Source organism: Sorangium sp. So ce375, from assembly GCF_051473855.1.
Classification (GTDB): Bacteria; Myxococcota_A; Polyangia; order Polyangiales; family Polyangiaceae; genus Sorangium.
The window spans coordinates 10635685-10647742 of the sequence record NZ_CP150335.1 but is presented as its reverse complement, the minus strand read 5'-3'; the positions used below and the strand labels follow the sequence as shown (position 1 = coordinate 10647742).

The window sequence follows — 12058 nt, the reverse complement described above, 5'->3', positions numbered from 1 at the left end:
AACGGGAAGGAGAGGGGCTACCGAGCGAGGGCCGTCGGCCACGCCGAGCCCGGCTGCCCGGAGGGGCTCAGAACACGGGCGTGAACGTGCGTGGGGCCTTCTTCTTCCGGAGGCAGCGGGTCGCCCTGCTCATGTAGCAGACGGTGAAGGCCCGCCGCGGCTGGCCGCTCCGGTTCACGGCGGAGCAGTGCCAGAGGTAGTTGTGGATCAGCAGGGCCTCGCCCGCGCGCGCCGGCAGCGCGATCTTGCGGGCGTCCGCGTCGGCCGCGCGCACGCGATCGCCCGGAACGACGCCGCCGAGCGGCGTCGCGAGCCCGTCGAGGTGGCTGCCTTCGAGCACCTCCACGCAGCCGCCGCCGGCGGGGGCGTCGTCGAGCGCTGTCCAGATCTGCAGCTCGGGGTCGCGATCCAGCCCCCAGTAGCTGCCGCCGTCCTGGTGCCAGGGCAACGGCGTCCCGCCGGACGCGGCCTTGTTGAAGAGCACGGCCCGGTAGATGGAGACCTCTCCCTCGATGAGCGCGCGCGCGATCCTCTCGAAGAGCGGGTTCTCGATCCACGCGAGGAACAGCGGGTCCTTCTCGAGCTTCTCGAGCTTCCGGTACGACGTGCTCGGCCCCTGGTAGCCCTTGCCGTACGGCAGATCCTCGTAGCGGCCCGACGCGGCGTCGTGCTGGAAGAAGAGCCCGGGGTACGTCACGCGCCCGAGCATCAGATCGTCCGAGCGCGCGCGGAGCGCCGCGAGCCCCGCGTCGGTCATCACGCGCCCGAGGCGGGCATGGCCGCGGGCGGCGTAGTCGGCCAGGGGGCCCGCGAGGTCGAGGTCCCTGGCCTCGGGCAGCAGGAGATCGATCATCGCGCGTAGCTCGCGTCGGTGCCCAGGTGATCGCGGTAGAGCGCGTCCATGCGCCGCGCCGCCTCCTCCGAGAGAGGGCGCCCGATCGCGTCGGCCGCCTCGTCGAGGTGCTCTGCCCGGACCGGGCCGACGAGGACGGAATCGACCACGTCGCGCCCCGCGAGCCAGGCGTACGACAGCGAGAGCAGGCTCCTCCCTTCGTCCGCCGCCACGGCGGCGTAGGCGGCCGCGAGCTCGAACATGCGCCCGCTCCAGTAGCGGCGCTGGTAGATGCCGTTGCGCTCGAAGCGCGAGCCCGCCTGCGTCGCCTCCGGCCCGGCGTGCCGCCCCGTCAAGAGCCCGCCGGCGAGCGGGTTGTACACAGCGGTGGCCAGCGAATAGCGGCGCGCGAACGCGGCGTACTCGACGTCGAGCTGGCGGATCAGCGCGTTGTAGAGCACCTGAGAGACGGCGGGGCGCGGCCTCCCGACGGCGTCGCGGCGCGCGATGATCTCGAGGATCTGCCACGAGGCGAAGTTGCTGACCCCGAAGCGCAGGACCTTCCCCTGATGGATCAGGGCGTCGATCGCCGACAGCGTCTCCTCGACGGGCGTCTCCGGATCCGGCGCGTGGAGATAGCAGACGTCGACGCGGTCGGTGCCGAGGCGCGCGAGGCTCTCTTCGACGGCGCGGATCACGCGGTCGCGCCCGAGGCCCTCGGGCTTGCCCCGGAGGCGGCGCAGGCCGACCTTCGTGGCGATCTGCGCCTCGTCCCGGCGACCCCGGAGCGCCCGGCCGAGGATCCGCTCGGACCCGCCGTCCAGGTAGAGGTTGGCCGTGTCGAACGCGGTGATTCCACGCTCGAGCGCGCGATCGACGATGCGCTCGGCCTCCTCGGGCGGCGTGCGGCCGCCGAAGTTCATCGTGCCGACGACGATCGCGGGCGGCGCGCCCGGCCGCCGCTTCGCCGTCATTCCAACCGGATCGTCAGCCTTCATGTCAGGCGCCACGCCCCGCTCCTCACGCCCGCGCGACGAGGAGCGCGAGCACGTACACGATGAGCCACACGAGCCACAGGGTGCTCGTTCGCCGCCACCCCAGCCGGAAGCCGTACATCGGCGCGAGCGGCGGCACCACCAGCGCGACGAGCCCGCGCCAGCGCGGCTGGCTCCGGAGCGCGAGCCGCGCGGCCAGCGCGACGTGCGTGGTCACCCAGGCGGCGAATGACAGGACGAGGGTCGCGGTCGCCGCGATATCCTTCACGGGGCCAAGCCTAGCGTCGCCGGCGCGCTCCGCCTCTGGAAAAAGGGCGACCCCGGCGAGCGCGGCGACCTCCGGGCGCGCCCCGAGCCCCGGGTCTGTCGCGCTACCAAATCCGGGCTAAGCTTGGTCCGTGCCTTTGCGCAACATGCCGTGTTTTCGTCCGGATTCCTTCCTCACCGCGCGCGCCGCACCGCGCGCGACCCGCTGCGCGAGGGCGATCGCGGGCGCCGCCCGCGCCCTCGTCGACCGCGAGGGCCGCCTCATCCCCCTGAGCCTGCTCGCCGGCGCGGCGTGCAGCATCGCTGTCGGCGTCGGCGCGGCTCAGGCGATCTCCGCTCCGCCCGATACGTTGCCCATCTCCGAGGTGAAGCCGGGCATGAAGGGATACGGCCTCACCGTCTTCTCCGGCACCACGCCCGAGAAATTCGATGTCGAGGTCATCTCGACGCTCCGCAATTTCCGGCCGAACCAGGATCTCGTCCTCGTCAAGACGAAGCACCCGCGCCTCGAGGTCGCCCGCACCGTGGCGGGGATGAGCGGCAGCCCGATCTACCTGAACGGCAAGATGATCGGCGCCTACGCGTACGGCTGGCTCTTCGGCGCGGAGGCGATCGCCGGCGTCACCCCGATCAAGTCGATGCTCGACGAGCTCGCGCGGCCGCTCCCGCGCGGGATCGCCCCGAAGGTCGGCGGCCCGCTGCCCGCCCCGGTGAGCCGCGCCGGTGGTGCGACGCCGCCGCCGCCGCCGCGCGCCGCCGCGCCGTCCCGCCTGCACGGGAGCCGCGGCTTCCTGGGGGCCGCCGACGCCTACGACCTCGCCGGCCACGCCGGCCAGATCGCCGCGCGCGTCGCGTCGTCGCTCGCCCCGCCCGAGTCGACGGGCCTCGCGCGCGCCTCGACGCCGGTGATGCTCGGCGGGCTCGGCGGGACGTCGCTGCGCATCGCGAGCGACCTGCTCGGCCCGATGGGCCTCGATCCGATGCAGGCCGGCGGCGGCTCGTCCGCGAATCCTGAGCCGGGCGCGCCGACGAAGTACGTCGACGGGGGGGCGATCGGCGTCGAGCTCGTGCGTGGCGACATCTCCGCGATGGGCATCGGCACGGTCACGCGCGTGTCGGGCGACAAGCTGGTCGCGTTCGGCCACCCGATGATGAACGGCGGCGTCACGAACCTCCCCACGGCGATCGCGAGGGTCCACTGGATCCTCGCGAGCCAGAACCGGAGCTTCAAGATCGGCGAGGCGGTGCGGCCCCTGGGCACGCTGGTGAACGATCGGCAGGCCGCGATCGTCGTCGACAGCTCGGCGAAGGCGCCGGTCTTCCCGATGCGCGTCCAGATCGACGGCGTCGAGGGGGCGCCGCACCCGACGTGGAACGTCGAGGTCGCGCACGATCAGTTCCTCGCGCCCGCCTTCGTCTCGATGGCGGTCGGCAACGCCGTGGAGGCGACGACGGCCGAGCGGCGGGACATGACCTGGCGGGCGGTGAGCCAGGTGAAGATCGGCCGCTACGGCACCATCTCGCTCGTCGACTTCGGCGCCGGCAACGGCACCCCGCTCAGCAGCGACGACTTCGTCCGCAGCCGGCTCGTCCGGGCCATGGGGGCGCTCCTGAACAACCCCTGGGAGGACGTCTCGATCGAGCGCGTCGACACCCGCGTGAAGGTCACCTTCGACCGCGAGGTCGTGCTGCTGCGCGGCGCGAAGGTGCTCGAGCCGGAGATCGATGCGGGCGCGCCCGCGCGGATCCGCCTGGATCTCCAGCCCCACCTGGGCGCCGTGGAGTCGCGCGTCATCGAGGTGCCGTTGCCGCGCGAGCTCGCCGGCAGCCAGGTGGACATCGATCTCGCGCCCGGCTACGAAGTGGAGCGCCCGATGGCGACCCCGAACAACGTCGCCGAGCTCGTGGCGATGCTGCCGAACCAGACCCACGACGCCGAGAGCGTCGTCGCGACGTTCCGGCTCCGCGAGAACGGCGCCGCCTACCGCGGCAAGGTCGCCTCGCGGCTCCCCCCCGGCGCGATGGACACGCTGCGCCCGACCTCCGCGTCCGACGCGCCCGAGACCTTCGGCGCGCAGGTGCAGGTGCCGATCTCCCTCAAGCGATTCCTTGTCGGTAAAGACTCCGTGAGCGTCACGGTCCGGCCTATCCTCCGCTGATCCCGCCGTCTCCCCGCCTCCCTCTCTCTGTCCAGACCCCCTCCTCCTCACGACCCATGAGCACAGTGCGCTCTTCTGCCCATCCTCGACCGCTTCCCCTCCGCGCCGTTCCCTCTCCGCGCCGGCTCCTCGCCGCCGCCGTCGCCGCCGCGGGGCTCGTGGCGCTGCCGGCCCACGCGGTGGGCACGCGCAGCTTCGAGCTCCGATCGCTCGAGGACCTGAAGGGCGGGGATCTCACAGGCGTCAGCGTGGACTCGAACGGCGCCGTGCGCGCCGGGCTGACGCTCGGCGCGACGCCGCTGCCGGACGCGACGTCCATCTGGAGCTCCGTGGTGCTGCCCGACGGGACGGTGCTGCTCGGCACGGGCAACGAGGGGAAGATCTACAGCGTCTCGGGCGGCCGGGTCGCGCTCGTGGCCACGACCGGGCAGATGGCGGTCAGCGCGCTCGCCCTCGCGGAAGGCGGCGACGTCATCGCGGGGACCTTCCCCGAGGGCAAGCTCTTCCGCCTGCCGCGCGGCGCGGGCAACGGCGGCCCGGCGAAGCTGTTCGCCGAGCTCCCCGGCGCCGAGGACGTCTGGGGCCTCGCGTACGACCCCAGGGCGAAGGCGCTCTACGCGGCGACCGGCTCCGATGGGAAGCTGTTCCGCGTCGACGCCGCGGGCAAGGCGCAGGTGTACTTCGACAGCGACGAGCCCCACCTCATGTGCGTCGCCGTCGGCGACGACGGCGCCGTCTACGCCGGCTCGAACGGCAAGGCGCTCCTCTACAAGATCACGGCGCCCGGGCGCGCGACCGTGCTCTACGACTTCGAGGCCGACGACGTGAAGGCCATCGCCGTCGCGCCGGGCGCGAAGGGCGGCGCGATCTACGCGATCGCCAACAAGTACACCGAGGCGTTCGCCCCGCCGAAGCGCAACCGGAGCGGGCCGCCGTCGCCGCAGCCGACGCGCACGCAGAAGCCTGGCAAGGGCGTGCTCATGCGCTTCGATCGGAACGGCGTCGCGGAGAAGATGATGAGCGACGACGACACCCACTACGTCTCGCTCGGCCTCGGCGACGATCTGACGCCGTTCGTGGGGACGGGCGCAGAAGGCCAGCTCTACACCGTGAGCGACAACCACGTCGCGCGGCTCGTCGCCGACACCGACGAGCGCCAGGTCGGCGCCTTCATGATGGCCGGGCGGCGCAGGTTCGTCGCGACCACCGACCCCGCGGTCTTCCACGAGGTGAAGGGCGTCGGAGGCGCCGAGGCGGTGTGGACGAGCAAGGTGCTCGACGCCGGGCTGCGGGCCACGTTCGGGCGCCTGACGTGGCGCTCCGACGGCGCGCTGGCGCTCGAGACCCGGAGCGGGAACACCGACGCGCCGGACGGCACCTGGAGCCCGTGGTCCGCCGCCCTGGCCGCGCCTGGGGACGCGAAGAGCCCGCCGGCGCGCTTCGCGCAGATCCGCGCGCGCTGGAGCCGCGATCCGGGCGCGGTGCTCCGCGAGGTGAAGCTCTCCTTCGTCACCGACAACGCGCGCGCCGTGGTCACCTCGATCGAGGCGGCGCCGAAGGGGCAGACGAAGCCCTCTCGCTCGAGCCTCCCGCCGTCCGGCGGGGAGGCGCCGAAGCCCGTGAGCGCGCTCCAGCTGACGTGGAAGGTCGACAATCCAGACCAGGACGATCTCCGCTACCGCCTCTCCTACCGGATGGAGGGGCAGTCGACCTGGCGCAGCCTGCTGAAGCCGGGCGAGAAGGTGACGCGCGCCGAGCACGTATGGGACACGACCGCCCTCCCCGAGGGCGAGTACCGCATCCTCGTCGAGGCGAGCGACGAGCTGGCGAACCCGCCCGAGCGCACGCTGCGCCACAGCCTCGAGTCGGGCACGGTCCTCGTCGACAACACGCCGCCGCTGTTCCGGGCGCTCGCGCTGCAAGGGCGCCGGCTCACGGGCGAGGTCGCGGACGGCCTCGGCCCCATCGCGCGCGTCGAGGTCTCGATCGCGGGCCTGGAGGAGTGGCGGCCCATCTTCCCGAGTGACGGCGTCTTCGATGAGGCCGTCGAGCCGTTCGAAGCGGATCTCGGCGCGATCGTGCCGCCTGGCGCGCACCTGCTCGCGGTGCGCGCTTACGACAGCGCGGGCAACGTGGTCACCCGCGACATCGACGCGCGGTAGGCGTCGTCACACACCGTCGCGCGAGGCCCGGCGCTCGGCGCGACACGGGCGTCATGCTTGCGCCAGGGGCGCCCGCGGGCGAGGCGCACCCGTTGTCGCCGCGCGCACGACGGCGTCCCCTCCCGGCTTGCCTTCGGCGCCCTGGCGACGACACACCGAATCGGCACATTCTGTGAATGCAGGAGGCGACATGATACGCTCATTCCGCTTGTGCTTTTTTGGTGGTCCTGGAATGAGCTCACACCACGCCCGTCTGTTTGCTGGCCTCGCGGCGACCTGGGTTCTCGCGCTCTCCGCGTGTTCGGCCGACGACGGGGCGGCGGGTGGGATCTTCGACGACGGCGGGGCGACGTTCGGGGGTGGAGGGGGCGATTACTGGTCGAGCGGATCGGGCGGCACCCCTCCGATGGCGAGCGGCGGCGCCGGTGGCGCCGGCGGCGTGCCCGTGACCGAGGACGTCAACATCCCGGCGGCCCCCGAGGCGCAGGATCCCTACACCCGCTTCGCTCACCTCTGCGGCGACGGCTGCACGCCGGGGGGTGATCCGATCGAGTGCTCGTCGGACGGCGGCGACGGGGCAGGGGCGGGGCTCCCTGGCGCGCAGACGCTGCGCTGCCAGCTCGTGCTCGACGACGGCGATGTCATCCCGAGCTGCCGGCCGGTGGGGCGCTACGAGGCAGGCGGCCCTTGTCACAGCAGCGCCGATTGCGCGGCCGGCCTGGGGTGCGTGGCCGCCGACGGCGGGGGCGGCGTGTGCCGGCAGTATTGCTGCGGCAACGTCGAGGGCTGCGCGGCGGGGACGTACTGCGACGAGCGACCGATGGCCGAATCGGCCGTCGCGGGGTGCGCTCCGGTCCCGATACCGGTCTGTGTCCCCGCGATGAACTGCGAGCTCTTGAACGACAGCGTGTGCCCCGAAGGCCTCACCTGCACGATCGTCCGCGAGGACGGGACGACGAGCTGCGTGGTGCCCGGCGAAGGGCGGGCCGACGAGCGTTGCCCGTGCGCGCCCGGCTTCGTGTGCTCCATGCTCACGAACCAGTGCAAGCAGCTCTGCCGGATCGACAGCAGGGCGCAGGACTGCGGCGCAGGCGCCAAGTGCCAGGGCGGCAGCGCGATCTATCCCGCCGGCTTCGGCGTGTGCGTCAGCACGTCGTAGCGGCGCTCCGCCGGGTCGCTCGGTTAAGAAATGTTGTAGGGTCCCGCTCCGGCGCGGATCGGAGCGGCGGGCGCGCGCCGCCGTGGTCATGCTGGACGCGTGCAGCGACCGCTCTTCTCCTTCGTCCTCTTCATCGCTGTCTTCAGCGCCATCGTGGCGGGCGTCCACTACTACCTGTGGCAGCGCCTGATCCGCGCGCCCGAGCTCGGCCCGCTCTGGCACCGCGCCGGCAGCGTGGCCCTGGTGGTGCTCGCGTCGCTGGTGCCCCTCGGCCTCTTCCTCACCCGCGCGCTGCCCCGGCACATCGCCAGCGTCGTCGCCGGCGTCGTCTACACGTGGGTCGGGCTCGCGGTCCTGCTCTTCTTCCTCCTGCTCGGCTCCGAGCTCGTCCGCCTCGGCGCCCACGGCGTCACCGCGCTCCTGAACCAGCCGCTCGACGGCGAGCGCCGCACGTTCCTCTCGCGCGCCCTCGCGGGCGCGGCCGGCGTGCTCGCCATGGGCTTCGGCGTCGCCGGCGCCGCGAGCGCCCTCGGCGAGGTCGCCGTCCGCCCGGTGCGCGTCCGCCTCCGCCGCCTCCCCGCGGCCATGTCGGGCTTTCGCGTGGTTCAGCTGACCGACCTCCACATCGGCCCGACGATCGGCCGCGCGTGGCTCGAGCGCGTCGTCGCGCGCGTGAACGCGCTCGAGCCGGATCTCATCGCGATCACGGGCGATCTCGTCGACGGTCCGGTGGAAGAGCTCCGCGAGCACACGGCGCCGCTCGCCGATCTGCGCGCCAGGCACGGCGTCTTCTTCGTGACGGGCAACCATGAGTACTACTCCGGCGTCGAGGCGTGGATCGCGGAGCTCGGCCGGCTCGGCGTGAGGGTGCTGCGCAACGAGCGCGTCTCGATCGGCGACGGCGAGCTCAGCTTCGACCTGGCGGGCGTGGACGACTGGAGCTCCCGCGGCATGGGCCGCGGCCACGGCCCCGATCTCTCGCGCGCGCTCGCGGGGCGCGATGCTTCGCGGGAGCTCGTGCTGCTCGCGCACCAGCCCAAGCAGATCCTGGAGGCCGCGGAGAGGGGCGTGGGCCTGCAGCTCAGCGGCCATACCCACGGCGGTCAGATCTTCCCGTGGAACTTCTTCGTGCGGCTCGACCAGCCCTACGTGGCCGGGCTGTCCTCGCACGGCGACAGCCAGATCTACGTGAGCCGCGGCACCGGCTACTGGGGGCCGCCGATGCGCGTCGGCGCGCCGTCCGAGATCTCGCTGATCGAGCTCGAAGGCGCCGCCGCGGCCGAGGCCTTGGCGTGACCCGACCGCGCGCTCACGGGAGCGGGCTCGCCGGGTCCCTCTTGCAGTTGATGACAGGCGCCGGGTAGCTGCTCGGATCGGTGATGCGCTCCATGGCGAAGGTAGAGCCCTGGAGATCCAGGGGGACGGGCCTCGCCGTGGTGCCGGTGACATCGCCACAGACGAAGTCGGCTGGCGCGCAGAGGGAGCCGCCGGCCAGCGTGATGGTGGCCTCGAGCTCGCTGCCGGAGATGGAGTTGGCGTCGCCCGGTACGACGAGCGTGGGCAGCTGGGCGGTGAACGTCCCATCGGCGGACAGCTCGAAGGGACCCACATCGAACGGCTCGCCGATGGGCGTCTTGCGATCGGCGGCCACGAGCGGCTGGAAGGTCAGCGAGAAGCTCAGGCCGCCGTCGCTGGCCTCGGTGGTCAGGCTGGCCACGAAGACGATAGGGGCTCGCCGCTTGAGATAGGCCGAGAGGCTGAAGAAGAAATCGCCGTCGACGGCGCCCGCTTCCAGCAGGCAGGGGCCTCCACCACCGCCGCCGCCTGCGCCGCCATTTCCGTCGCCGTCACCACCGCCATCGCCGCCGCTCATCTGGTCTTCGCGGATCGCGGTATCGCGAGCTTCGAAGTCATCGTATCTGCCTTCCGGGTCGGCGCATCCGATGAGGAGCGCGGCGCAGGAGAGCGCAGCTGATGCGAGGCAGGGGAGGGCGGCTGAGGCGAGCGTTGTCCGGATGGTGCGGGAGAAAAGCATTTGACACCGTGCAAAAGGTGACATTTGACTTGGGCGGGTCGAACATCCCCCGACGTGGCAGGTGTTGCAACCCTACCACGCAGGGTCCGTCGCAGGCGCCGCATTCCTCCGCCCTCAGAATCGAGAACACCGGATATGTCCATCAACCGCTCCTGTTTCGCGATCTCCGTCGGCCTCCTCGGCGGTCTCGTCTGGACCGGATCCGCGTCGGCCGGTGGATTCGCGACCGCGCGGTTCGGCGGCGAGCACGGCAACCCGATGACGAGCAATGCGACCGCCGTCTATTACAACCCCGCAGGCCTCGCCGAGAGCGAGGGCATTCACCTGTTCCTGGACGGAAACCTCGCGCTGCGCTCCGTGTCCTACACGCACTTGCAGGCGCCGACCGATGACGTGACGGTGCCGCAGGCGAACACGGGGGAGGCGACCCTGTTCAACGTGGCTGCCGCGCCGATGCTCGGCGCGTCGGCCAGGCTCGGGGATCTGGCGCTGGGCGCCGGCGTCTACGTGCCCTTCGGCGGGGCGGCGTCCTGGGACACGAACGGGGCGTTCGAGGGAAATAGCGAGCTCGCCGGGCCGGTCGACGGCGTGCAGCGCTGGCACTCCATCGAGTCCTCGCTGCAGGCGATGTTCTTCACGGTCGCCGCCGCCTACAAGATCCCGGAGCTCCGCCTCAGCCTCGGCGTTTCAGGCAACCTGATTCGGACCCAGGTGAACACCGTGCGCGCCCGCAACGCCTCCGGGGACAACGTCCTTGAGACCGAGGGGCGCTCGCTGCTCGAGGTGAGCGGCCTCCACGCGAGCTTCGGCGTCGGCGCGCTCGTCGAGGCGGTGCCGAAGCAGCTCTGGATCGGCGCGTCGTACCAGTCGCGGCCGAACGTCACGGGGGGAGAGACGCTCGAAGGCACGCTCACGAACCGCTTCAGCGGCGTGTCGAGCGGCGGGAGCGACGTGGAGCTGCACCAGGGCCTGCCCGATATCGTGCGGCTCGGCGCCCGCTTCGTCCCGGAGGACCGCATGGAGATCCGTCTCTTCGGCGACTGGACGCGGTGGAGCTCGATGGAAAACCAGTGCCTCACCCAGGTGGGCGCGGCGTGCGAGATCGACCGCGACGGCTTCGCCGGAGAGGGGTCCCGCGTCGTGCAGAACATCGTCCGCCGCTGGGACGACACCTTCGGCGTGCGCGTGGGGTGGAGCTACTGGCCACGGCCGGCGATCGAGGTCTTCAGCGGCGTCGGATACGACTCCAACGCCATTCCGGACGAGACCCTGGATCCGTCGGCCGTCGATTTCCACGATGTCTCGTTCGCCCTCGGGGGGCGCTTCCAGGTCGCGAAGCAGCTGCACCTCGCCGCGTCGTACACCCACCTGTTCTACGTCGGCCGGGACACGACGGGGGAGAGCATCACCGCGGGCCTGCACCCCAACTCGAGGGCTCCCGACTCCGGCGGGCACTACGGGCAGACCATCGGCGTGCTCAACCTCAACGTGGATGTCGCCTTCTGAGCGCGGATCCTGAGCGCGAGCCCGCGCCGCGGTGAAAGTACGCCGCAGCGAGCTTCACTCTGCGGATGAGCCCGTAGCGCACGAGCCCGCGCCCTGCTCTAGGAAGCGCGCCGGGTCCGGCGGAGCAGGCTGAAGATGCGCGCCCCCAGCTCGGGGGCGCGGAAGGGCTTCACCATGTAGTCGTCGGCGCCGCTGGCGAAGGCCTCGACCATGTCCTGCGACGAGGCGTGCGCCGTGAGGAAGAGGACCGGCAGATCGCCGATCCCAGGCTCCTGCCGCAGCGTCCGGCACAGCTCGATGCCCGTCATCCTCGGGAGGTTCCAGTCGAGGACCACGAGGTGAAACGGTGAGCTGCGGACCCGCGCCAGCGCCTCTTCCGCGCTCCCGACGGCGACGACGGCGAGCTCGACCGCCTCGAGCATCGCCGTCAAGAGCTCGCGGATGTGGGGGTCGTCGTCGACGACGAGGACGCGCGCGCCTTTGCCCTTCAGCCGAGGCGGCGCCGGGAGCGGGGGCGCCCGGCCCGCCGGGCCGGCGCCCTGGACGCCAGGCGGCGCGGCGGGCCCGACCTCGTCCGCGGGGCGGAGGAGCGCCGCGCGGTCGATGTCGGGCACGGAGCCGGGGCGGGGCGCCTCCGTCCGCGCGAAGTGGGCGAGGCGACGCCAGTCGCGCGGCTCGAAGGTGAGGCGCGCCCCCTCCGGGGAGACCGACGCGCACGCCGCGGCCGACGTCGCGCGCCGGTTTTCGCCCAGCTCGAAGACGGCGAGCACCCACTCGCCGTCGGCCACGATCTCTCCGGCAGGCAGCCCGAGCTCGAGGTCACCCTCCTCCGGATCGCACACGATTTGCTCGAACTGCTGCAGATCCGGGAAGCGGTAGAGGACGCTCCGCACCTCATGACGCTACACCCGCGCTAGCATCTCGCAAGGGGTCCGACTAAGCT

At 72.2% G+C, this 12058-nt stretch carries 10 protein-coding genes; 5 read left to right on the top strand and 5 right to left on the bottom strand.

The window, feature by feature from the left end:
• Window positions 1-67: 67 nt before the first annotated feature.
• The 3 genes from WME90_RS39840 to WME90_RS39830 are packed head-to-tail and all read right to left on the bottom strand — an operon-like array spanning window position 68 to window position 2095.
• Window positions 68-853 carry a phytanoyl-CoA dioxygenase family protein gene (locus tag WME90_RS39840; RefSeq protein ID WP_437277308.1) on the bottom strand — a complete coding sequence of 262 codons (786 nt, stop codon included), beginning with the start codon at window positions 851-853 and terminating at the stop codon, window positions 68-70.
• Window positions 850-1830, bottom strand: a complete 981-nt coding sequence (locus tag WME90_RS39835) for an aldo/keto reductase (protein WP_437277307.1) — start codon at window positions 1828-1830, stop codon at window positions 850-852. Before WME90_RS39835 ends, WME90_RS39840 begins: the two co-directional genes overlap by 4 nt.
• A gap of 22 nt (window positions 1831-1852) precedes the next feature.
• The gene (locus WME90_RS39830; protein ID WP_012240189.1) at window positions 1853-2095 is read right to left on the bottom strand and encodes a hypothetical protein; all 243 of its coding nucleotides are present in this window, start codon (window positions 2093-2095) and stop codon (window positions 1853-1855) included.
• 145 nt (window positions 2096-2240) lie between these two features.
• Between WME90_RS39830 and WME90_RS39825 the strand changes: the two genes are divergently transcribed.
• The 4 genes from WME90_RS39825 (at window position 2241) to WME90_RS39810 (ending at window position 8870) form a co-directional block, all read left to right on the top strand.
• A complete protein-coding gene (locus tag WME90_RS39825) occupies window positions 2241-4253 on the top strand; it encodes a SpoIVB peptidase S55 domain-containing protein (protein ID WP_437277306.1) in 2013 nt (670 codons plus the stop codon).
• 56 nt (window positions 4254-4309) lie between these two features.
• On the top strand, window positions 4310-6415 hold the full coding sequence (locus WME90_RS39820) for a hypothetical protein (protein ID WP_437277305.1): 2106 nt from the start codon (window positions 4310-4312) through the stop codon (window positions 6413-6415).
• 232 nt (window positions 6416-6647) lie between these two features.
• Window positions 6648-7574, top strand: coding sequence for a hypothetical protein (locus tag WME90_RS39815; protein ID WP_437277304.1), 927 nt, complete (start codon window positions 6648-6650; stop codon window positions 7572-7574).
• 99 nt (window positions 7575-7673) lie between these two features.
• Window positions 7674-8870 carry a metallophosphoesterase gene (locus tag WME90_RS39810; protein ID WP_437277303.1) on the top strand — a complete coding sequence of 399 codons (1197 nt, stop codon included), beginning with the start codon at window positions 7674-7676 and terminating at the stop codon, window positions 8868-8870.
• Window positions 8871-8883: 13 nt separating this feature from the next.
• Here WME90_RS39810 and WME90_RS39805 read toward each other — a convergent pair whose 3' ends face one another.
• Window positions 8884-9447: a hypothetical protein gene (locus tag WME90_RS39805; RefSeq protein ID WP_437277302.1), complete on the bottom strand. Its 564-nt coding sequence runs from the start codon at window positions 9445-9447 to the stop codon at window positions 8884-8886.
• Between the two features lie 297 nt (window positions 9448-9744).
• Between WME90_RS39805 and WME90_RS39800 the strand changes: the two genes are divergently transcribed.
• Window positions 9745-11115, top strand: coding sequence for an OmpP1/FadL family transporter (locus WME90_RS39800; protein ID WP_437277301.1), 1371 nt, complete (start codon window positions 9745-9747; stop codon window positions 11113-11115).
• Window positions 11116-11213: 98 nt separating this feature from the next.
• Here WME90_RS39800 and WME90_RS39795 read toward each other — a convergent pair whose 3' ends face one another.
• Complete coding sequence (locus WME90_RS39795; protein WP_437277300.1) at window positions 11214-12008, bottom strand: response regulator transcription factor; 795 nt, start codon at window positions 12006-12008, stop codon at window positions 11214-11216.
• Between the last annotated feature and the right edge of the window lie 50 nt (window positions 12009-12058).

What these genes read in the sequence shown, in the direction of transcription:
- WME90_RS39840 (WP_437277308.1), bottom strand. Translation starts at nt 853, where the DNA reads ATGATCGATCTCCTGCTGCCCGAGGCCAGGGACCTCGACCTCGCGGGC.
- WME90_RS39835 (WP_437277307.1), bottom strand. Translation starts at nt 1,830, where the DNA reads ATGAAGGCTGACGATCCGGTTGGAATGACGGCGAAGCGGCGGCCGGGC.
- WME90_RS39825 (WP_437277306.1), top strand. Translation starts at nt 2,241, where the DNA reads ATGCCGTGTTTTCGTCCGGATTCCTTCCTCACCGCGCGCGCCGCACCG.
- WME90_RS39820 (WP_437277305.1), top strand. Translation starts at nt 4,310, where the DNA reads ATGAGCACAGTGCGCTCTTCTGCCCATCCTCGACCGCTTCCCCTCCGC.
- WME90_RS39815 (WP_437277304.1), top strand. Translation starts at nt 6,648, where the DNA reads ATGAGCTCACACCACGCCCGTCTGTTTGCTGGCCTCGCGGCGACCTGG.
- WME90_RS39805 (WP_437277302.1), bottom strand. Translation starts at nt 9,447, where the DNA reads ATGAGCGGCGGCGATGGCGGTGGTGACGGCGACGGAAATGGCGGCGCA.
- WME90_RS39800 (WP_437277301.1), top strand. Translation starts at nt 9,745, where the DNA reads ATGTCCATCAACCGCTCCTGTTTCGCGATCTCCGTCGGCCTCCTCGGC.